Genomic DNA, 23559 nt, shown 5'->3' with positions numbered 1-23559 from the left:
ACTGTATACTGTAGCTGGTCGCCTACCATTTTTTGTGTACCATTTTGTCTTACATTGTCCTCAGACCTTTGCATTTCTTTTATTTGTTCTTTTGCCTTAGGGTCATCCTCAGGTCTAAGAGTTCTTACTTTTGCATATCCAAAGTCTTGTGCCTCTCCGAATTTATTCATTACTCTTAATTTTACTTGATATTCGGTGTCCGGTTTTAGGTCTTTGATAATATAAGAGTAGTCTGTCTTATTTATATCACCTACTACATCTCCAACATGCACATAATCACCTTTACCCGACTCTTTAGCATAAACTTCAAATCTTGTAGCTCTGTTTGGGTCTGTAGGTTTATAGCTCCATGACAAGCCTATTGAGCCATTATACCCCGGCACTGCAATTAGCTGTGGTGCTTGTGGTACCGGTAACTTTATATCAGCCGGTTTTTCAGGTGATGTACCACCATCTTGGTCAACAACTATAATACTTTTTGATGTCATGCTTTGCATTTGTTCATAGGTGATTATAGGCATTGTCACCACAAAAGATGTGGTATTTTTTTCTTTTGCTTTTTCATTGGCTGCCGGTTTAGCCCCGTTTGGTTGCGGTTGCTCTATTTTGGTAACTGCTATACCATTTTCAACGCCATTTTTATCTTTTTGTAGCTCAACATATTGGTTTGCCCCATCGTCTTTTACGCCCAGCATCATTTGTTTTTCTTGTGCGTCTTTATTTTTGTCTACTTTTAAAAGTTTTCCACCTATAATTACTTTTTCAGGGTTATAAAAATTTTTACCAATTACAGTAACTTTTACATCTTGGGCATCATCCAATTTTTCAGCATCCAGTCTAAATGTGCCTTCCAATTTTTCTATCACCGGCTGCGATACATATTGGAAATCAATTGGTTCAGATTTTCCTTCGTCTGCATTTTTAACATATACAGTTGATTTTTCGTCTATCATATCTACTGCTGGGGATAATGCTTGAATACCTACTATTTCGCCCTTGTCGTCTTTTAGTAGTTTTGTGACTTTACCTTCTTTGCCAGCAAAGAATACTTTTATTTCGCCCTTTGAACCAAATTCATCAATGTCTCTAAAACCTGCACCATTGATTGTTACTTTTGTGCCACCGGTTTGCGGTCCTTTTGCCGGTGATATTGATGAAAGCTCAGGTTTTGAGCCGGCTTGTATCATCATATAGTATACCGGAGGGTTGCTTTTATCTGAGTAAGCATTTCCGCCTTTTGTTACCATTGTGATTGGTAATGGTATACCTACAAGCTCTAATGTACCCTTAGGTACTTTTATTTTAACTTTTGTATAATCAGAGGATATATTGATTACTTCCGCATCTAGGTCACCAACTTTAACTTTTTCTATATCTTTAAAGCCTGAACCTATTAAAGTAATTTCACTATCTGTGGTGTAGTCATTTGTGAATACTTTTGCTTTTACAGACTTGTTTCCTTGTACAGTTATGTCTCTTTCCTTGCTGCCATCAATATCTGTTATAACTGGTGGTTGCATACCGCCATGAAATATAAATGGTGCTGTGGCTGATGAACCATCTGAGTTTATTAATGTGATTGTAGTTTTTTCGATTTTTTCGTTGTATGGAGTTGCTATTGTTAATTTTGACTCAGCTGTAGCTGGGTCTTTTGAGAACGACTCCAGTTTTCCTAATCCTCTTCTTACTATTAATGTATTAACATCAGGTGCTTTACTTTGAGATTTTATCAATACATATTCTCTGTTCAATGAGGCTATTAGCTCCGGATTTTTAGTAATTTCTGTGCTATGGTATGCCGGATTTTTCCAATTAATGCCAAAAACCAGTGAGTCTCCTATTTTGCCAATACTTCCCTTTCCTCCAATAAGGTCTCCGTCTGTATCAGTCATTAAGGTTAACGTACCATCGGGTGCTTTATAGTATACTGATATGTTGTCTTTTACCCCGGGAGTGTATTTTACAACTATTTTTTCTACTTGTTTAGTTGTCTCAAGCTCCATTTCGGATGAGCTTAGCTCTTTTTCATAAGTTTTATCACCAAATGCTATTAATAAGCCTTTTTCATTTACATCTTTTGCACTGACAGTTACAGTATCATGAAATCTTGATGCTGTTAAGACAGATGCTTTCTCATTTATTGTAGGCTTACTTGTTGAATAAATAAAGCCTTTTTCAGCTATATCCTTTGCACCATCAGGATTTTGTACCAAAACATCTACTGAGCCGTCAGAATTAATAGCTAGAGTAGGTTTTTTTGGCACTTTGACCTTTATCCATTCCAGTTCGGCTCTGCCATTTTTAAGTATAGGAGAGCCGTCCGGATTAACATTTCTAGCTCCAAAGCTAACCGGGTCTGTATCTGCAAGAGTATATCCAAAGAATACTCTAGGCAAAATATATTTGCCATCCTTTTGTTCTAGTCTTAAATTTTTACCTCTTATTACTACAGTGTCACCTTCGACGCCTTTTTTAGCTTCAGCATTTTTAGGGTCTGTAGCATACTTTGAATTATAAATCTGCGTTATTTCAAGAGTATAATTTGGATTTAAATATATAAACCCATCTAATTTTGTATCAGTAGATTTATTTACTTTGTTTTGTAGTGTTACCGGTACAGTGAATGACTGAACTGTATCATCCAAGGTTGTTGGGAATTTATAATCAACAAGTGGCGGTACTTTGACATACACTTCTTTATTGTTGATGTCATATCCTACAACCTCAGCTTTTTGTGAGCCGAAATATACATCTACACCGCCTTTAAAGTTGGTATCTCCTCCAGCTTTAATTGTAACAACCAAGCCACCATTTTTATCATCGGTGTTCGGTTCGATTGAGCCTATTTTTGTCTTGTCTATTACATCAATTATTTTAAATGGCTTAGCAATTGATGACTCTGCTCCATCCGGATTTTTAATCTGTATGCCGTATGTGCCTTCTTTTAAATCTTTATTTATGGCATTTAGCATATCCTCATCCGGAATTTTTAAGTAGATTGTATCTGCATCAACTACATATACATATTTACCAAATGTTCTTGCTTTTTCTACTACACCCTTTTGAGCCTGTTTATAGTCTAAAAATAACGAGTCCTCCTTATTAGCTGCCACTAAATTTCCAGTAGAGTCTTTTTTGTAACCATCAAGCAATTCATTAATATCAACACCATTCCAAAGAACTACAGAGCCTTTTTGTTCTTCTATATTATTTGCTGTAAATACTGATGGTTTAAAACCCACCTCATTTGCTTTAGTATCTCTTTTAATAACGACAAATGTACCTTTATCGCCTTCTGATGGTATTAACTCTTTTATTTCCGGACCTTTAGCTGTATCAAATGTGACTGTATATGAGTCCATAAGTCCTTCAGGTGTAATTACCTGTAGTCTTGTTTTTCCTATAAACCCTTTTGGTACAACTACATCTAATACTGCTTGTGTTCCTACAAATTCAGCTTTTTTAATTTTGTCAGAAATATTTTTCCCATCTACAGTAACCATTAATTTTTTAAGGTCAGAGAAACTTCCTGATTTTGTTTCTAATTTAATTTGTATATTAGAGTCAGTATCTGATGGCAATCTCTTTATAGGAGCTCCCCCTGATGTAACAAGTTTTATTATTGGCTGATTAGCGTCAGTCCTAATAAAATCTGTTCCAGTTTCTTCTGTAGGTCTTCTAAATTGGAATTTTACACCATTGGCATCGGCTTGATTTGCCAAACCTGAAGGGTTTTTTACTACGATTTTACCCTCTAAATTTTTAAATTGTCCTTGTTGCTCTTGCTGTTCATTAATAAGTTGCCTTAACTCTTTTGTTGTGTCTCTAGGTACTATTGATACAACTAACGTAGTACCTATTGTAGTAAACTTACCGTCAATTGCATTACCCTTGTCGTCTAAAACCTTAGTGTCTAATGTGCCGTTGGAGCTAAGTGCAGGCAGTTCTGTATCATCTTTATCTAAAAATTTTACTTCAGGATATCTTACTATTTCTTTGCCTGTAAGATTTCCGCTAGCATCTTTTTCTTTTTCTCTCAATACTTCAAATTTTTGACCTGTTATCCTTATCATCAAGGGTTCTATACCATCACCACCAGGCTTATCCTTATCGGTTTCAGGCCAAACATAACCTTCCTCTAATAGGGGATTTATATCTCTTTCCGCTGTATCATTAAAATAGCCATATGGTACTTCTATTGAGTCTATTTGAGGTATAGGTGTCGTTTCGATTAAAGTAAATGGTCTGTACTTAGTACCTTCTGACGCTGTTATAACTATTACATCAGTTGTACCGCTACCTGTTTTTAAGGTAAATGTTGTTTCCATTTCTAATACAACATCTTGAGGTCCAAATGCTGACGATACATCAGTAATCACTACTAAGCCATCTCTATCATTAACAGTAAAATGAAAATCTCCATATTTTTTACCGTCATATACTTCACCTAAAGATGGAATTTTTCCTGCAGTGTCTGCTGACTGATAGACTTTTCCTGCAACAGCAATAGTTTTAGAAGATATTCTGACTTTTATCTGTCTAGATATATCAGTTATTTCTTTATTCCCAAGTTTAAAACCCTTACCTGCTACATCGTATTTTACACCTAAAGTATTATTATCTATTGCAGTAGCGTCACCTGATGGTGTAATCCTTGCATCAGAAGTAGGTCTTGTAAGTCCCGGTGTGTTTACAGTAAATATATTTTTACCGGTGATTAATACTTTTGTACCGCCTGAGTTTGGTCCTTCTGATGGCAATAGCCCATCTATAACCGGTGATGGTGCATTATTTGATATAGTATATGCCTCTTTTTTTACTGCCTCTGCCTCCGGGTGGCCTTGTTCGGAAACAACCATATCCCATTTAGAAGGAAATGGATGAGGTCCTTTGGTAGTCCAGCCTTTGATACCTATTACCGGATTTGTTTCTTTACCATCTTTGTATATAAGCTCTATGCCTGTAAGCTTTATTGTCTGAGGCTTACCATCTACCATTCTCCTAAGTGTAAGCTCATAACTCTTTTTAAATTTATTTTCTAATAGCTGTTTACCTGCATCATCCATAGCAAATACAGAAATCATGCTCTCTTTGTTGTACGGTCCTTCATTAGGTACTACTAATAAATTATCCAGTCCCTCTATAGGTTGTAATATTTTTATTATGCTGTTTACTTCTGATGTTGTATATACTTTTATGTTATCTCCATGCGTAGCACCAGCATAAGTCAACTTTGAACCTGTAGACTCTTTAACAAATCTTATTGACTGTAACTCATTAAATTTATTAGCCTCCAATTTAGTAAGGCTAATTTTTGTATCGCTAGTAGTATAAGGTGTTGAACCTATATCTTGCTTAGCAGCTCCTATGGACAGCTCAGTTAATCCGGTAAAGTTTCTTCCCAATATTTCAAGTGGTTTACCTGAATATTTTATGTTATCTTGGAAACTTTCCATTTCTGCTGTTTTACCAATATCAACATTAAATCTATATGTTGAATTTGGTATACCGGAGGTATTAATTATGAAATTATTTGTGCCGCCGGCATTAACTTTAAGAGTATTAAAATCTCCTGTTTCCGGTCCGGTAATAGTAATAATAGATGTAGTAACCTCTGTCTTTACACCTTGTTTTACGGCCTTGCCTTGCATTAAAGACGTCTGCCCTGCTGCAGATAAAATATTTACATCCTTAACTACTGTTACATCTTTTCCATCTTTGCCGATAGGCTGTATAAAACCATCACCTATAATCTTAATAGTATAAGTATTCTTTCCATTTGTAATGGTGTTTGTGTAGTATACTTCAGTTATAGAAATATCTACTGGGGTTGCTGCAAAGGATTCAATAAGATTCCCTGGCAGTAATGTAATTATCATCATCACCGAAAGCAACAACGATAAAAGTTTTTTAAATTTATTTGCCATTTCTCCTCCATGAAAATAAATTCTTTATTTTAAAATGATTTGAATTTATATGTAATTAATTGTTAAATTAATTATAAAGAGTATTTAATGATTGTAAATCGAATTAATATATTTTAACCAGCCTTAAAATAAATACCAGTGTGTAAAAATTTAAATGTTACAGCTTATTATAACACAACGTATTCATTTAATGCAAAAAATATATCGCCAAAAGGTATACTAATTTTAATCAAATTTACAATTTTTAAACTGTATGTAATATTTCAAATGCAAGCTCTTAAACATATGTAATACAAATGTAATTGCTAAAACAAAATTTAATAGTATAATAAAAGCTGAACAAATGCTAAAGAATTAAAAAATATTAATATCGGAGGAAACTACATGAAATTTAATAATTTTAAAAAAGCTGCTATTTCAGCATTTGCTGTTGTAGCAATCGGAGCTGGTTGCGTTTTTGCAGCAACACCTGTAGCACAACAAGCTTACTATGATACTTTTACTTTTAAGGTAAATGGTAATGCTCAGTTTATTTCTGATAATACTAAAAAACCTTTCATAGCAAACTCAAGAGTTTATGTACCCATTTCTACTCTTAGTGATTTAGGGATTAGTAATGTTGAATGGATACCTGCTGCAAATGGTATGCCTGCTACATTAAATGTCAGCCCTGTAAAATCACAAACTGCCGGTATGGATCCTGCAAAAGAGGCTTACTATGAGGCTAAAATAAAACAGTTGGCTGATGATTTAGCTAAGAAAGAGGCTGAAGTAAAAACTCTTACTGATGAAAATAAAAAGTTAAAGGACGAGACTGCAAAATCTAAAACTTCTTCTACTTCTGATGATTTGAAGAGAGCTGCTAGAGATTTAGCAGATGATTTTAACAGAGATAGATATTTAAATAGAGTCGATATTGGCGGAAGGTCTTTTGATATCTCTTACAATTTCTACTATGGTAGAAGTTTTGAAGTAGAGGCATATATTAAGGGTCTTACATCTGATGATTTAACAAGGCTTAAAAAGGACTCTAGAAATCTTGACAGAGTAATGGATGATGTAGTATCTCAAATTAATAAAGATAAGAACTTTAAAAATGTAGATAAAGATATAGTTGTATTTGATGGTACTTCTAATAATAACAGCAAAAAGGTTGCTGATTACTACGAAAGAGATGGCAGAGGTATTCGTGGCGGTGTAACTCTATAGTATTTTATTAAAAATTAATAGTATTTTAAAAGACAAATGTTTAAATATTGACATTTGTCTTTTTTACTATGTTTTATAAATTATTTTATTGTATTTTAAAAAATAATTAGTTAGACACCTGACTAATATTTTTTACTTTAATACTATATTTATTTTTAAAATTAAGAAATCTTGTGAAAAACCTATCTTGATATATTTCTTATGATGGTTTTTTGCATATCTATCAATTTTTTTCTTCTGTCAAGTTCTTTTTCAAGTTGCTCTACTTTATATGTCAGCTCACCTATTTCGTCAAATTTATTGAAGGCTTTACACGAATAGGGATAAAAATTAAGTATGATAAATCCATACTCAGACTTGCTCATGACTATGAGCATTTCCTGATATTCTATGGCAAGGTCGTTAAATATATCTATATAATTGTATTTTTCTTTAAGTGCATCGTATAATTCTTGACCGAAAACTTCTTTTATTGATTTAAGCTGTGGATTTTCTATACCAAATAAAGAGTAGACATTATCTGAATAATATTTGATTATCCATGAGTCGTCTAATACAAGTGTGCAATAGGACTTTGTCTTATTTTTTTTGAAGTCAATTATTTTTGTAAAATTGCCCTCAGGTATTTTAGTTACACATTCGATATGTCTCAAAAATGATGCCACTTTTTCATAATCTAGCTTTACTCCTATGTAAAGAACCTTTGACATATAGCTTGTGCATTCAAACTTAATCATTCCGCCATTACCGTCAGGTGAATTTAGAAAATATTTATCTATGCCCTCTTCTACGGTGTGCTCAATAATTCGGGATTTAAAATCTTCTTTATTTGATATTTCATGAAAATAGTGGTCAAACCTCTTATTTTTATATATCAGCTCTTCATGAGAAAACCCAACTACTAAATAATTGCTATCGTCTAATAGATTTAATATCGTATCGTTCATAAATTTTTTCTCCAAAATATTACTATTTATCTTATTTGACATAATACCCAATTTTAAAATATTTAACAAGTTTTTATACTAATTATTACCACTTTATGTAAAACAGTTTTAATTTTAAAATCATTTACATAATTTTGCTTTTAAATTATAATATGAAAGATACGTTTTTGTAGGTAATAGGAAAATAAACCGTTTCGTAGTTGCCAACAGTGTTTTATTACATTTTTATAAAAATAGCAAAGTATATTTAAATTTAGACTAATTGAACAAGGATATATAATGAAAAATTTTTACAAGCATTTTAAAAAAATCAGCTTATTTTGTTTTTTAACACTCACCTTCACGCTTTCGTCAGGATTTACTGAACAAGAAATAGAAATAAGACCAATCAATGACTATACAAGTCTATTGATAAATCATTATGATGGATACAGTATGCAGATGCCCAGCTCATCAAAAATTACTCTAAACGACTCTCACTATGTCACTGAGATAGACTTTAACAATGTAAACATAAAAATCTTTTTAGACGACCTTACCACGTCCTATGCCTCATATCTCAATTATTCGCTAAAGGGGATAAGACAAAGCCAAAATGAACATATAATAACCTATGATGGGAATACATATCTAGGCTCAAAAGCAGCTCATGAGATTTCCTTTTATAGGTCAAAGCTCAAAACTGTAAATGATGACAAAAACAACTACATGATTTTATTTATCCAGCTGGACAATACAAAGGCTCTGACCTTTATGGTAAAATCCTCTGACGCTATAAACAAGAAAATGCTTTTGCCTATGCTTGCAAGCCTAAACTTTGACCAGTCTAAAATCGCAAATTTTCCTACCAAAGTACCGTCTGTTTACAAGCTGGTAAATGGTGAGCTAAAGGGTGCACAAAATCTAAGTGATAGGACTAAGAAATTTTATAAAGACTACTTCCTAAGTCCTGACAGAGCTTGGGGTATCTTTGTTGACGAATTTTGGATAAATGGCAAGGTCGGAAGTATAGAAAGAGAAATTGACCACAACTTCAGTTTTATGCTTTTGTACCATCATTTAAGCTCAAGTAATAAATATGTAACTGACGCCATAGATTACTGCATAAGGACTGAAAAATATCTTGAGCTCACTTTGCAATATGAAGTAGCAGATGGAAAAAATCAAATCTATGGCATACTTAACGGTGAATATGACGAATTTTTAACAGAAATGGCTCAAATCGTAGCTCAAAGTGAACAACCAACAATATTTAGAATAGCCAACGAAATGAATGGAGATTGGTGTGCATACTCCGCTTACAATACAGGCTTAGATGCTGACATATATAAAATGGCATACAATCACATTTACAACATTTTTGAAAAAGAGGGTGCTAACAAAAATGTACTGTATGTATTTAATCCTAACGGAAAAAATTTCCCTGACTTCAAATATAATGATGAGTCAATGTACCGCCCTGACTACAAGAAATATCAGTTAGTCGGACTTACCTTATACAATACAGGAAATTATTATAAAGATGAGCACTTTGTAGATTTTGACACTCTATACAAAGGACTTTACAACAGTGTTGAGCAAAATTATGACAAGCCGATGATGATTACTGAGTTTGCCTGTGCTGTAGCGGGTGGCGACAAAGTGGCATGGACGCAAAATATGTTCAACTCTATAAAAAATTATCCAAAAATCAAGGTTGCAATTTGGTTTCACGGAGTAGATAAGGATGCCGATGGAAACAGAGCTAGAATATATCTTATTGATGAGCCAAGACAAACGCTAAATGTGTTTAAAAATAATATAGGCAGTGGCTCAAATAACATCTATAAAGGTATCGCTCAAAACTACAGCACAATCCCAAGTAATGATGCCCATAGTAGCTCCAGTCAAAATGTTTACAGCTCAGAGTTTGTTTTTTCTAAATAATATGAATATATGTTAAACGGGATTTTCTAAAATTTAGAAAATCCCGTTTTTATATTAATCAATTTTTTTCATTTTCTCCCAATTGTGAGGAAATCCCATCATGTCATAGAGCTTTGCTATGCTTATACTTTGTAGATTATTTTTTGTATCGTTTATCTGTCTTTCAAGCTCACTTAAAAGGTTTTGCTTATCCTCTTTCTCCAAAAGAATACACATTGAAACCAAAAGTGCAAAGGCATTTCCCCTTTTTTGTGGAGTTACCTTGAAATAATTGTAGTAATTGTTAAAAGGAATGTCCTCTCCTACAGCTACGCAATAAAATCGCTCATTGTGGGCACAAATATTTCTGTAGGAATTTACCAGCCTTATGTAGGCTTGCAAATCCTCAGATTTTACACCAAAATAATTTTTGGCAATATACTCTCTTTCGTCTTCTTTCATCAATCTGTAAAAGTTTATTATACTACCAAGTGTCAACGTGTTTGATAATACCCAAAATGGCACATAGTTATATTTTTCTATATAATAGGTTATATAATCGTTTTTTGATATTGAACGGCTTAGTGACTCCATTAGCCAGCTTATCAAATTAAATATATCCTTGACGTTGCTTTGCTTATTATCAAAATTTTCCAGTCTTAAATAGTCCTGATACCCATAAATTTTTGAAAACTCATAGCTGATTGCTGATTTAAAATTATTTTCTAAAATCAGCATATATTTTAGAAAAATTACTCTTATATTTCTATCAAATTTATAGATTTCAAATATTTCTTCAAATCTTGCACCCCTGATATAGGTAGAGCGTTCACCTTGTTTTCTATCTGCTAAAAACGGCTCTCTATAAGCATTTATAAGTGCGTAGTAGTTGGTTCTTGCCAGCTTATACATTACGTCTTGTTCATTATTTATGATTAGCCCTTTGCTTTTTAGTATCTCAATTTGTTTTTGCACATCAGTAAATACTTTTTTCATAAATGCACCTACTTATTTGATTAAATTTTAATCCAAGCCGGTCTTAAAGTTTTTTAGACTAACTTGGATTAATTTTTTAATTTCTTGATTTTGGATTAGTCCTTGTAAAAAGACCTGAAGGTTTCTTGTGCCTGACTGCCATCTATTGTCCTATATAGTGTGTATAAATTGCCTGAGCCGGTCACCCATGTCTTTACTACTTTTTTATCCGCCGGATTGCCATATATATCAAAAGCTATGCTATTTCCAGCTTTTCTGTAGAAAATATATATGTCATTGTCGAAATTATTTGAAAAGACAAAATCGTTTGTATTAGACACCATTGCGTCTCTTGCGTAAGGCACATAGTGAATTTTGAGTGTGTGATTTCTTCTGTGGTCAATTTTTAGTCCAGCCTCTAAAACTGCATTAAACAATGTAGTCGATACCTGACACTGCCCTCCGCCTAGACCTAGCACAAACTCATCACCTTTGATGATAAATGCGTTTTTTAATTTTGAGTCTACGGATTTTACCCTGCTGTTGAAATGAAATTTTTCTCCCGGTGCTAATTTTGTGCCATTAATCGCCTCAGCAGTTATGTCAATGTTATAACTTCTTCCTCTATCAGACGCATTGTAGTATGTCAAATAACTGCTCAGCATTGAAATTTCAGTGCCAAAATTTGCACCTTGTCCTACTTGAGCTACAGTAACATCTACAAATGGTAACTCAAAAAGCGTGTAGTCTGCCGTTTTTATTCTTCTCATCATTTCTTGCTTAAATTGTTCTCTTTCAATCCTTCTTGTAGGTACAATTTCTTCTGAGATTTTATATTTTCCATTTTCAATTGGACTTGCAAACATGATTTTTTTTGAATTTTTTCCGGCGAAGTATTTGTCCATTTCGTTTAAAAATATATTTAAACTGGCTTGGTCAACTATTAACTTTGGATTTTCTTGCTTGTAATCATAGGCAAATGCCCTCGATGCAAGAAAGTCCAAGGTTTTACCTGTGGTTCTATCAAACAATCTAAATGTGCCAATAAAATAGTTGTTTACTGTTTCTACAGGCTCACTGCTCACATTTACACTATCGTCTGTCGTATTTTTCACCGGAGCCGGTTGTGTCTGCTGTGTTTGGTTTCTCGTAGGTTCTTTTGGAGCACTATTTGTATCTTTAACTTTTTCACCTGTGTATTGGTTGGTTTGTGTATCTGTTGTATCCAAATTTGTTGCTGGTTGTTCTGATTTTGCAGGAAATACATCTTTTGAGTTTTGTGTAGTTTTCACTGCTGATGGTACATTTTCGTTAGTTACTTCATCATTTTCAGCAAAAGCTATTGGACTAAAAATTGTAATCACTAATGTAAATGCAATCAGCATTTTTTGAATACGTTTCATGTTTACTCCTATTTTTAACGCTATTTAACTACTATATTAATAATTTTCTTTGGTACATATATTTTTTTAACTATGGTCTTGCCACTTACTGCGTTTGCTACTATATCTAGTGCCAAGGCATTTTCCATCACTTCGTCCTGACCTTGCTCTTCGGACACTGTAATTTTTGCTTTTACTTTGCCATTTATTTGTACCGGAACTTCTATTTCGTCTTGTTTTGCTAGATTTTCATCATAATTTGGCCATGTAGCTTGGTTTAACATACTGTCATCCTTAGAAACTATTTGCCACAATTCTTCTGTAACGTGAGGTACTACCGGATTGGCAAGTATTAACAGTTTTTTGTAATCCTCTACATTTATTTTCTTTACAGCATATACTTCATTTATAAATGCCATCATCGCCGCAATTGCTGTATTGGCTTTTAGATTTTCGTAGTCATAGGATACTTTTTTTATCAATCTGTGAAGGGATTTTACAAGATTTATTTCTGACTCTTCATCAGTAATCATTTCTTGTATTGCCCAAAGTCTTTCGATAAATCTGTAACTTCCTTTGATGTTTTCTGACGACCAAGGTGCTTTTTTCTCAAAATCGCCTATAAACATTTCGTATGCTCTAAATGTATCTGCGCCTAGCTCATCCACTATTTCATCAGGGTTTACTACGTTGCCACGCGATTTTGACATTTTTTGTCCGTCTTCTCCTAAAATCATTCCATGAGAGGTACGTTTTTTATATGGCTCTTTTGTAGGCACTTGTCCGATATCATAAAGGAATTTGTGCCAAAATCTTGAGTACAATAGGTGAAGTGTGGTATGCTCCATACCTCCATTGTACCAATCAACATTTTGCCAGTAATCTAAGGCATCTTTGCCTGCAAAGGCATCGTTGTTGTGTGGGTCCATATATCTTAGATAATACCATGATGAGCCTGCCCATTGTGGCATTGTATCTGTTTCTCTTTTTGCCGGTGCCCCACAAATCGGGCAAGTAACATTTACCCAGTCATCAAGTAGTGCAAGTGGAGACTCGCCATTATCCGTTGGCTCGTAGCTTTCTACTTCTGGTAATACTAGTGGTAAATCTTCCTCTTTTAGAGGTACATAGCCGCAGTGGTCGCAGTGGATTATTGGAATTGGTTCTCCCCAATATCTTTGACGTGAAAATACCCAGTCTCTTAGTTTATAGTTTGTCTTTTTAGTTGCTACGCCAAGTCCAGTAAGGTATTCACCTATTTTTTCTATACCTTCTTTTACTGTAAGTCCACTATATTCTCCTGAATTTACTAGGATAGATTTGTCACTCTTATCTATATAGGCTTCTTTTTGTACGTCTTGACCACCTTTTACTACTTCTATTATAGGTAGGTTAAACATTACTGCGAAGTCGTGGTCTCTTTCATCGTGAGCAGGTACGCCCATTACTGCACCTGTACCATAAGTCATAAGTACATAGTCTGATACAAATACAGGGATTTCTTTTTTCGTAAGTGGATTTATGGCAGATACACCTTTTATCTGCACACCGGATTTTGTTTTTGCCATTTCTGAACGTTCAAAATCTGATTTTTTTGCTGCCTCTTGCTTGTAGGCTTGTAATTCGTCATAGTTTTGTATTTGGTCTTTTATTTGGTCAATTATTGGATGCTCAGGTGATACTACCATATAAGTTGCACCAAATATTGTATCTACTCTTGTGGTAAATACTTTTAGCTTGCCTCCTACAAAATCAAAGTCAACTTCGTACCCGTAAGACCTGCCTATCCAGTTTTTTTGTTGAGTTTTAACTCTGTCTATAAAATCCACTTCGTCCAAATCATCGATTAATTTGTCAGCATACTCTGTGATTTTTAGCATCCACTGACTTTTTTCAACGTGGATTACATCTGCTCCGCATCTTTCACATTTTCCGCCTACTACTTCTTCGTTGGCAAGTCCTATTTTGCATGATGTGCACCAGTTGATTGGCATTTTTTTCTTGTATGCTAAGCCTTTTTCATATAATTTAAGGAAAATCCACTGTGTCCATTTGTAATAATTAGGGTCAGTAGTGTTTACCTCTCTACTCCAGTCAAAGGACAAGCCTAAAGCTTTAAGCTGTCTTTTAAAGTTTGCCACGTTTTTTTCTGTAACTATCTTTGGATGAATTTTATTTTTTATTGCGTAATTTTCTGTAGGTAGTCCAAATGCATCCCAGCCTATTGGATAAAGCACGTTGTAGCCTTCAAGACGTTTTTTTCTAGCTACTATATCAAGTGCGGTATAAGACCTTGGATGTCCTACGTGCAGTCCTTGCCCTGATGGATAAGGAAATTCTACAAGTGGGAAATATTTTTCTTTGTCGCTGTCATTACTGCATTCAAAAGTATGATTTTCATCCCATATCTGTTGCCATTTTTTTTCAATCTTTTTAAAATTATATTTGTCCATTTAACCCTCCAAGAATGGCTGTTTGATTTTTTTATATTTATGTAATAAAATATATTATATTATTATATCATAAACGTCAAATATTAGGCAAAAAGAAATGATAAAAATGAAAATAATTGATAACAATAAGCTTTTAGATGATTGTAAATTAAGTAAGGATATAATTTTTTTAGATATAGAAGCTACCGGCTTTTCTCCAAAAAAAGACAGTATAGTCGGCTTTAGCTGTGCGTCACATTTTTCACAAAATAAAGCAAGATTTACACAATATTTTTCCTTTGAAGAAAAAGCTGTCATAGAGAAATTGTTGGAGGCTTTAATCGGCAAAAATGAGATTGTCACCTTTAGCGGGGATAAATTTGAATTTAAATTTATTGAAAGCAAATTGGAAAAATATGACATAAATTTTTCTTTTAAGGATTTTATTTTAACTGATATACAAAAGTCTTTTAAAGTATTCAGCAAATATTTTGACCTCAAAGAAAATAACAGAGCTTATATTGAAAATAAATTTAATTTAAATAAAAAAAATAGCTATGATATGAACTCCATAGCTAGGGTACTCAAATTTAAACCCAAAAATAAAAAAACTAAAGATAAAAATCAAGCTGATGAAATACTTTTTGAAAAGCAAAGCATTGATGTTGACGATATAAGAGGGCAGGCTCTGCTTGAGCTTTCCAAGCATAGTGAGGAAGAAATCATTACCTTGATTGCTCTTTATGATGTTTTGGACAATTTTAAGTGCAGCCATAGCCTTGAGATTAAAAAAAATACCCATCTAATTTTAGATGAGTATGATTTGATAGGTGATAGGCTACAATTGGTTTTTAGAGCTGACAGCTATCACAAGAAAGCTGTTTACTACAATGCAGATTTTAGTGAAATCTCAATCTACAAAAATAGGATAATTTTTACTCTATACATCAAGAAAATATCAGCCTATGACTGTCTATCTATAGCATATGAAACTGACTGCGGATATATCCCCTTAATAATCGACAATGAAATAATATTTGAAAATATCAACTATTTAATCTCAAAGTATAAAGACTACTTCGTGTAAAATTTACTCTTTACTGCTAATATTGATTAAACAATCAAGTTTTTGATTTGTTTCAATTATATTGGCAGTTTTTTTGATATAGTTGCTACTAAAAATCGATAAAGCGAAAAACATCAATAAAAAATACACTACTCCCGACACAATCAGCCCTCTAACCACTTTTTGATATAGAGCTATCTGACCGGCATCTATAATTTTTAGATTGTAAAGTGTATTTTTAAATATCAAAAATCAGCCGAATAACCCTGCAATAATCACTAAATTGCTAAGGACAGTGCCTATTTTTATAAACATTTTTACATAAACTTTGGCAAATAAAGTATTTATTTTCAAAATTCAAATACACATAATCACAATTTGAGCATATTTTAATCATAATCTTCAGGTATTTTTATAACTTTTATACATTAAATCTAAACAATACCACATCTCCGTCTTGCATTACATATTCTTTACCTTCTGAGCGGATTAAGCCTTTTTCTTTAGCTGTAACCATGTTGCCGTCTACTTTCATCAGTTCGTCATAGGCTATAGTTTCTGCTCTGATAAAGCCTCTTTGGATATCAGAATGAATTTTTCCGGCTGCATTTTGTGCTGATGTACCTTTGGATATAGTCCAAGCTCTAGTTTCATCAGGTCCTGTAGTCAAGAAACTGATTAGTCCAAGTAAATCATAGCTTGCCCTTACTAATTTATCAAGACCTGATTGGTCTACTCCTAGGTCTGCAAGATATTCTTTTTTCTCCTCAGCAGATAGAGATGAAAGCTCCTCTTCTATCCTTGCACTTATTACTACACAAGCTGCGTTTTCTGTTTGTGCGAATTCTTTGATTTTTTTGACGTAGTCATTGTCCGCTGAACCAATTTCATCCTCTGATACATTGGCAACATAGATTACAGGCTTATCAGTAAGTAGATTGAAGTCTTTAGAAATTTCTTTTTCTGCCTCTGTAAGCTCTAATGTTCTAGCACTCTTGTTTTGTCCTAAAACATTTAGAAATTTATTTATTACTTCTAATTCCTTTGCAGCGTTTTTGTCTGCCTTTAAAGCTTTTTGTGCCTTTGCCTGACGTCTTTGCAATATTTCTATATCTGAAAATATCAGCTCAAGATTAATTGTGTCTATATCTCTGACAGGGTCTACACTACCATCTACATGGACTACATTTGTATCATCAAAGGCTCTTACCACATGAATTATCGCATCTACCTCTCTGATGTTGGACAAGAATTTATTTCCAAGACCTTCGCCCTGGCTGGCTCCTTTAACTAATCCAGCTATATCTACGAAGTCTATAGTTGCATAGACTGTCTTTTTTGATTTATTTATATTTGTAAGATTGTCTACTCTTTCATCAGGCACTGTCACTACACCTACATTTGGCTCTATAGTGCAAAACGGATAGTTTTGTGCCTCTGCTCCTGCTTGAGTTATGGCGTTAAATAATGTGCTTTTACCTACGTTTGGCAATCCTACTATTCCTAATTTCATTTTATTAAAATCTCCTTTTATAAACTACTTTAACTTAAAAAGTCTATCATATATTTAATGAATTTGCAAGGAGGAGTAAATTTACATTATATAAAGGGGACTGAATTGCAAAAAAATCACCCACAACTCAGTCCCATTTTTAAATTTTATTATTACATTTTGCCAATTTGAGAAGCTTGTGTAGCCTGAACCGGTGACATCAAGACTTTCCCACTTCCTCTATATACATTTACCAGTCCTTCACCTGAGGCTGCTGAGCCAATTAATGATTTACCTGAGCGTTCTACTGTAAAGTTTAAGCTACTTGACCATGCTACAGCAAAATTTCCATCTATTTTTATTACATCATTGTTCAGCGTAATTTCTATTAATTCTTCCTCCGGTACTACACTTTCTAATACTACAAAGCCTGTACCCATTAAGCCTAAATTAAATAATCCTTCTCCCCCAAGTGTGGCACTTGATAAATTACTTCTAGGAACTGCTTTATGTTTTACTTCGCTGTCGCAAGCTAAAAACATACCGTCTTCTACTACTATGCCACCATTCCAATCGTCAAGGTCTATGATTAAATAATGCTTGTAGCTGTGCTCCAAAGCTAAAATCCCTGTACCCTTGTATTCAGGTTTTATGGCACTTTCTCCTGTTACTGCTCCTCTAACCATTTTGTTTAAGAAATCTCCTGCACCCTTTATGCCTGTATTGGTGTTGACATCTCCAAGCATCCACTGCATAGCTCCTGCTTGGACTGTAACAGAATTATTGTTTAAATTTGCTATTACCTGTCTTTTCCTTACATTCATTTGTGCCTCAAAATATGCCTGTGACGCTGTGTATGAATTTACTGACAAATCTCTTTGATACTCAATTACTTGAAATATTCCTGCTTGCTTGATTACTTTTACATCATCGTTGTTAATAAAATTGTTAATTTGGTAAGACATAAATTCCTCCTAAAAATATTTTTATAAATCTAAAAGGTAAACACTTTATGGATATTTTGAATTTACTACTAGCTCTACCCATCTTTTATTCATGTATTTTTCTGCACTTTCGTCCTCATAGGCTAAGGCGTCAGGCATAATGGCATTAAGTAGCTTTAGTTGCAAAATATAGGAGTCTCTTGCATCTTTTTCAAACCTCATAAATGAGGTTAGTTCCCATAATATTTTACACTACGCTATAAATATTTACAATCTTTTTTATATTTTCTATAAATTTGTTAGTGTAATTTCTAAAAACAAAAAACATAAAAATAAAATTTTCTAAAAATTAAAAAAGCCTATTACCAATGCAACCTTGCATTAGTAGTAGGCTTTTAGGTTTGTATTAGATTACTCAGCTGATATAACTTCTTTTCCGTTGTAATATCCACATTCAGGACAAACTCTATGTTGCATTTTTAGTGCGTGGCACTGAGGACATTCAACTAAATTAGGAGCTGTCATTTTCATGTTAGCTGCTCTTCTTGCTCTTGTATCTGATTTTCCCATTTTTCTCTTAGGTACTGCCATCTTAAAATCCCCCTTTCGTCTTTAACTCTAGTAGACTTAGTTTAAAAAGTCTTTAAGTTTTTCAAGCCTAGGGTCTATTTTTACCCCTACAGCATCGCAATTACAATTTTTATGATTGAGGTTTGCACCACAAGTCTGACACAGTCCTTTGCAAGATGCATCACAATATAAATTGTCATTCAATAGTTCAAAGGCTGCATCTTCCAATATTTCTTTTGTATCAAGTTCCTTATTAGTTATAAGAATTACATCTTCTTCAGAAAATTTGTCACTATCGACTAATTTTCCGGAAATGTTTATGGTAGTGTCTACATTCATATCATCAAGACATCTAACACAATTAATGTTAACATTCATTGCTACGTCCACATTGGCATAAAGCTCATCGGCTATGTCCTTTGTGATTTTTATAGATATCCTTGGTGGTGAATTAAATCTGACCTCTCGTCCATCTATGCTCAATGCTTTAACATCGTCAAGCTCTAAAAAATACTCAAAATTCTTCTTAGAGCTAATGAGCAAATCATTTATCTGAATTTTCATTCAAAACTACCTCAACAAAAAATCAACATATCAATTATACTAAAAATAATACAAAGGTGTCAAGTAAAATCGCTTTATAATAGATAAATATTTGAATTTTTTGTAAAAATTCTAACTTTATAAATATTCTTTGACTGATATTTATAAAATCTTTATAGATAATATTTTTATATAAAACTATTTTGTTAATCTTAATGTATCTCTAGCTATTACTAGCTCTTCGTTAGTAGGGATAACCATTATTTTTATTTTTGAGCTGTCTTTTGATACTATTTCTTCCTTGCCTCTAACTTTATTTTTTTGAGTATCTAGCTCTATACCAAGCTCTTCAAGACCTTTGCAGATTTCTTCTCTGCTTTTTGCCGAATTTTCTCCAAGTCCTGCTGTAAATACTATTGCATCTACATGACCTAGCTCTGAGTAATAAGCTCCGATATATTTTTTAACTCTTTGATGGTAAGCATCAAGAGCTACTTTTGCTTTTTCGTTGCCCTGTGCCTGTGCATCTTCTATATCTCTAAAGTCTGAGCTTACTCCGGACATTCCCAGTACACCGGATTTTTTATTCATAACTTCATTGATACCTTTTGTATCAAGCTTTTCTTTATCCATTAAAAATGTTACTATAGCCGGATCCATATCTCCGCATCTAGTACCCATGATTAGTCCTTCAAGTGGAGTAAGTCCCATTGATGTATCTACGCATTTACCTGCTTTTACTGCTGCGCAGCTTGCACCGTTTCCTAGGTGACAAGTAATGATATTTACTTGCTCAGGCTTTTTGCCTAGCATATCTGCTGCCCTTTGAGAAACATAAAGATGGGATGTGCCATGGAAACCATATCTTCTTATTTTATATTTTTCATAATATTCATAAGGTAGTGCATATAAATAAGACTCTTTTGGCATTGTCTGATGGAAAGCTGTATCAAATACTGCTACCATTTTTACATTTGGTAATATTTTTTGGCAAGCACTAATTCCTATTAGATTTGCAGGGTTGTGTAATGGTGCTAATTCATTACATTTTTTAATTCCTTCGATTACTTTTTCGTCTATTAGGACTGATTGTGCAAATTCTTCGCCACCATGTACTACTCTGTGTCCTACGGCATTTATTTCGTCTAGACTTTTTATAGCTCCATGTTCACTGTCAACAAGTGCATCCATAACAAGTTTTAGAGCAACTTCATGATTTGGTATGTCTTGCTGTATTTTTACTTTATCGTGTCCTTCTACTTCATGTTTTAATACTGAGCCGTCTATACCTATTCTTTCTACTAACCCTTTTGCTAAAACACTTTCATCATCCATGTTGATTAATTGATATTTTAATGATGAACTTCCGCAATTTATTACTAAAATATTCATTTTATGAAATGCCCCCTTCAAAATTTTGTTATACCATTGTTATTCTAACTCATAATGCTAAATTTTTCAACATAAAAGCAATTATAAAATATTCATTTTTTTAGCGACTGCTTCTAATATGATTTTTGCAAGCTGAGTTTTTTGCATCATATCTACTTTTATGCTCGAACCGTCTTTAAAAAATATCTGTGCCACGTTTGTGTCTGTATTAAATCCAGCTCCCTTACTTGCTACGTTATTTGCAACTATCATGTCCAAATTTTTTCCATTTATCTTTGATTTCGCATAGTCTTCAACGTTTTGAGTTTCAGCGGCAAAGCCTACTAAAAACTGGTCTTTCTTATTTTGTCCTAGAGTTTTTAGAATATCTATTGTCCTTTTTAATTCTAAACAAGCTGTGCCATCTTTTTGTTCAAATCCGTCTGTCTTTTTGACTTTGTTTTCGTAGGTTTTTGCAGGTGTAAAATCTGCTACAGCAGCTGCTTTTATTACTATATCTGCATCATCATAATTTGCCATGACTTGCTCATACATTTCCTGAGCTGATTTTATCTGTATAAAATTTTTGATGCCAAATGGCTGTTTTAAATTTGTCTTTCCGGAAACAAGCGTCACATCTGCTCCCATTTGAGCTGCGATTTTTGCTATTGCATAGCCCATTTTTCCTGAGGACTTATTCGTCAAAAATCTTACAGGGTCAATGTCCTCTATTGTAGGTCCAGCTGTTACTACAAGCTTTTTACCCTTTAATAAATCAGTTTTAAAAAGCTCATATTCAATTGCATCAAGTATGTCCTCTACATCTGCTAATTTACCTTTGCCCACGTCCATACACGCAAGCAAGCCTGTCGCAGGCTCTACAAATTTTATACCTCTACTTTTTAATTTAATAATATTTTCTACAGTGGCAGGGTTTTCGTACATATTTGTATTCATTGCCGGTGCTATCAGGATTTGAGCTCTTGTGGCTAGGGCTACTGTAGACAGCATATCATCAGCTATACCATTTGCCAGCTTTGCAATTATATTTGCAGTTGCAGGTGCAATTACTAATAAATCCGCTTTTTTGGCAAGCTCTATGTGCTCTACTTCAAAATATTTAACAGTTTGAAATGTATCTACATTTACTACATTTTTACTAAGTGTCATAAATGTCATTGGTGATACAAAATTTGTGGCATTTTTTGTCATAACGACATCTACATTTATATCTTTTTTTACTAGCTTTGACACTAAGTCGCAGGCTTTATATGCTGCAATTCCTCCAGTTACTCCTAAGACCACATTTTTCATAAATACTCCCGCCAAAATCTTTTATTAGCTTTTAAATTTATTAATAACAATTTACGGGCGAACAAAGTTCGCCCCTACAAAGCAAATTTTTATTCAAAAAATTTAAAAAAACATACCTGAAATTGAACACCAACTTCGTACCCTTGTTACACTTTACTTCTTTTCTTTAAAAATGAAACCAGTTTTAGAAATGCTCCAAGAATTCCGCCTAAAATTGTAAATATTATTGCAAAAAATATCATGACAACACCTCTATAAATTCAAGCTTTATTATACTTATTTTGCTTTACTTTCAGTCTTGTCTGTTTCTTTTTGTTCAGTTGCCGGTGCGTCTTTTGCAGCGTCTTTTGTTTGTTCTTTAGAAGTTTCGTCCTTTGTTGCATTTTTATCTGCTGCTGGTTCTTGTTTTAGTGCATCTTCTTTTATATCTTTTTCAGCATCTTTTAATAAATCTTCGCTCTTTTTAACTTTTTCTTTATCGTCTTTTAACTTAGTTAGATAATCAGAAAATTTCTTTTCTTCAATCGTTGATTTTATTGAGTCTTTCACTTCTTCTAAAGTTGGTGTAGAAGATTTTTTATCAGTCAATTTTATTAAATGGTAACCATATTGTGTCTTAACAGGTTCTGAAATTTCACCTACGTTCATAGAGAAGGCTTTTTGTTCAAATTCAGGTACCATTTCATTTTTTCTAAAGTAACCTAAATCCCCTCCATTGTCCTTGCTGCCATCTTGTGAAAATTCTTTAGCCAATGCTTCAAAGCTTTCTCCAGCCTTTATTTTTTTTGCTATATCATCTATCTTGGCTTTTGCTGCATCTTGCTGGTCTTGTGGTAATGGATTTCCATCTTGGTCTTGAGTTTTTATCAATATGTGAGATGCCTTTACCTGTTCGTCTGTGAACTGAGTAGCCTTGTTGTCTTCATAATATTTTTTTATTTCGTCCTCTGTTGCTGCATTTTTTGAAATGTAATCGTCATGATATGCCTGAGCAAGCATACTTTCCTTTATCATTTGTTTTATATATTCTTCGTTGATTTTATTATCTTCGTAGTATTTTTTTAGCATTTCATCTTTATTCATGCCATCAAGAGTTTGTTTAACTGCTTCGTTGTATTTTGCTTCATCTAATTTAAGTCCGGCTTTTTCAGCCTCTTGTTTGAGCAATGTGTTTACAACTAGATTGTCTAAGATTTGTGTCTTTAGATTTTGTAAAAATGTTTCATCACTTCCGGGGAAGGTCTGTGACCAAATTGAGTCACCAAACTGCATTTGTATTTGAGATTTAAACAATGCTAATTCTTGAACATACCTTGAGTAAGTAATATTTTCTCCATTAACCGTAGCTATAGCCTTACCTGACTTACTTCCACAAGCTGCAACAGTCAAAGCCAATAATACTGCTAAGGCAGATTTTAAAATTCTTTTCATTTTTTTCTCCTTAAAATTGTTGTATTGTTTTATTTATATAATAATAACATA

The 23559-nt window shown here is 33.4% G+C and carries 16 protein-coding genes; 3 read left to right on the top strand and 13 right to left on the bottom strand.

Going from position 1 to position 23559, the window contains the following annotated elements; genetic code table 11:
- The coding region (locus tag BBG48_RS07655) for an IPT/TIG domain-containing protein (protein ID WP_116170956.1) at positions 1-5927 on the bottom strand (5927 nt) is incomplete at its 3' end.
- A 384-nt stretch (positions 5928-6311) separates the two neighbouring features.
- On the opposite strand from BBG48_RS07655, the gene BBG48_RS07650 reads away from it, so the two are divergent.
- Positions 6312-7136, top strand: coding sequence for a tropomyosin (locus BBG48_RS07650; RefSeq protein ID WP_068913187.1), 825 nt, complete (start codon positions 6312-6314; stop codon positions 7134-7136).
- A 182-nt stretch (positions 7137-7318) separates the two neighbouring features.
- Here the strand turns inward: BBG48_RS07650 and BBG48_RS07645 are convergent, their stop codons facing one another.
- Entirely contained in the window at positions 7319-8083 is a 765-nt protein-coding gene (locus BBG48_RS07645; RefSeq protein ID WP_094754431.1) for a hypothetical protein, read from the bottom strand.
- A 279-nt stretch (positions 8084-8362) separates the two neighbouring features.
- Between BBG48_RS07645 and BBG48_RS07640 the strand changes: the two genes are divergently transcribed.
- Entirely contained in the window at positions 8363-10009 is a 1647-nt protein-coding gene (locus BBG48_RS07640) for a glycoside hydrolase family 26 protein (RefSeq protein ID WP_068913189.1), read from the top strand.
- 54 nt (positions 10010-10063) lie between these two features.
- Here the strand turns inward: BBG48_RS07640 and BBG48_RS07635 are convergent, their stop codons facing one another.
- The 3 genes from BBG48_RS07635 to leuS all read right to left on the bottom strand — a co-directional run bounded on the left by BBG48_RS07635 (position 10064) and on the right by leuS (position 14798).
- Positions 10064-10984, bottom strand: coding sequence for an Abi family protein (locus BBG48_RS07635; RefSeq protein ID WP_068913190.1), 921 nt, complete (start codon positions 10982-10984; stop codon positions 10064-10066).
- Positions 10985-11079: 95 nt separating this feature from the next.
- A complete protein-coding gene (locus BBG48_RS07630) occupies positions 11080-12366 on the bottom strand; it encodes a VanW family protein (protein WP_068913192.1) in 1287 nt (428 codons plus the stop codon).
- Positions 12367-12386: 20 nt separating this feature from the next.
- The gene (leuS, locus tag BBG48_RS07625) at positions 12387-14798 is read right to left on the bottom strand and encodes a leucine--tRNA ligase (protein ID WP_068913194.1); all 2412 of its coding nucleotides are present in this window, start codon (positions 14796-14798) and stop codon (positions 12387-12389) included.
- Positions 14799-14895: 97 nt separating this feature from the next.
- On the opposite strand from leuS, the gene BBG48_RS07620 reads away from it, so the two are divergent.
- Positions 14896-15864 (top strand): ribonuclease H-like domain-containing protein, encoded by a 969-nt coding sequence (locus BBG48_RS07620; RefSeq protein ID WP_068913196.1) that lies wholly within the window; start codon positions 14896-14898, stop codon positions 15862-15864.
- A gap of 400 nt (positions 15865-16264) precedes the next feature.
- Here the strand turns inward: BBG48_RS07620 and ychF are convergent, their stop codons facing one another.
- The 8 genes from ychF to BBG48_RS07585 form a co-directional block, all read right to left on the bottom strand.
- The gene (gene ychF / locus BBG48_RS07615; RefSeq protein WP_068913198.1) at positions 16265-17356 is read right to left on the bottom strand and encodes a redox-regulated ATPase YchF; all 1092 of its coding nucleotides are present in this window, start codon (positions 17354-17356) and stop codon (positions 16265-16267) included.
- A 152-nt stretch (positions 17357-17508) separates the two neighbouring features.
- Entirely contained in the window at positions 17509-18300 is a 792-nt protein-coding gene (locus BBG48_RS07610; protein ID WP_068913200.1) for an AIM24 family protein, read from the bottom strand.
- A gap of 45 nt (positions 18301-18345) precedes the next feature.
- Positions 18346-18501 (bottom strand): DUF4026 domain-containing protein, encoded by a 156-nt coding sequence (locus BBG48_RS11010; RefSeq protein WP_158527917.1) that lies wholly within the window; start codon positions 18499-18501, stop codon positions 18346-18348.
- A gap of 189 nt (positions 18502-18690) precedes the next feature.
- Positions 18691-18870, bottom strand: coding sequence for a 50S ribosomal protein L32 (gene rpmF, locus BBG48_RS07605; RefSeq protein ID WP_068913202.1), 180 nt, complete (start codon positions 18868-18870; stop codon positions 18691-18693).
- A gap of 36 nt (positions 18871-18906) precedes the next feature.
- Entirely contained in the window at positions 18907-19413 is a 507-nt protein-coding gene (locus tag BBG48_RS07600) for a YceD family protein (protein WP_068913203.1), read from the bottom strand.
- A 177-nt stretch (positions 19414-19590) separates the two neighbouring features.
- The gene (locus BBG48_RS07595) at positions 19591-20784 is read right to left on the bottom strand and encodes an acetate kinase (RefSeq protein ID WP_068913205.1); all 1194 of its coding nucleotides are present in this window, start codon (positions 20782-20784) and stop codon (positions 19591-19593) included.
- Positions 20785-20865: 81 nt separating this feature from the next.
- Entirely contained in the window at positions 20866-22077 is a 1212-nt protein-coding gene (gene coaBC, locus BBG48_RS07590; protein ID WP_068913206.1) for a bifunctional phosphopantothenoylcysteine decarboxylase/phosphopantothenate--cysteine ligase CoaBC, read from the bottom strand.
- Positions 22078-22353: 276 nt separating this feature from the next.
- Positions 22354-23508, bottom strand: coding sequence for a peptidylprolyl isomerase (locus BBG48_RS07585; protein WP_068913208.1), 1155 nt, complete (start codon positions 23506-23508; stop codon positions 22354-22356).
- Positions 23509-23559: the final 51 nt, after the last annotated feature.

This window comes from Criibacterium bergeronii (assembly GCF_001693775.2).
Classification (GTDB): domain Bacteria; phylum Bacillota; class Clostridia; order Peptostreptococcales; family Filifactoraceae; genus Peptoanaerobacter; species Peptoanaerobacter bergeronii.
The sequence above is the reverse complement of the archived record's forward strand: the minus strand, read 5'-3'. Positions and strand labels throughout refer to the sequence as shown.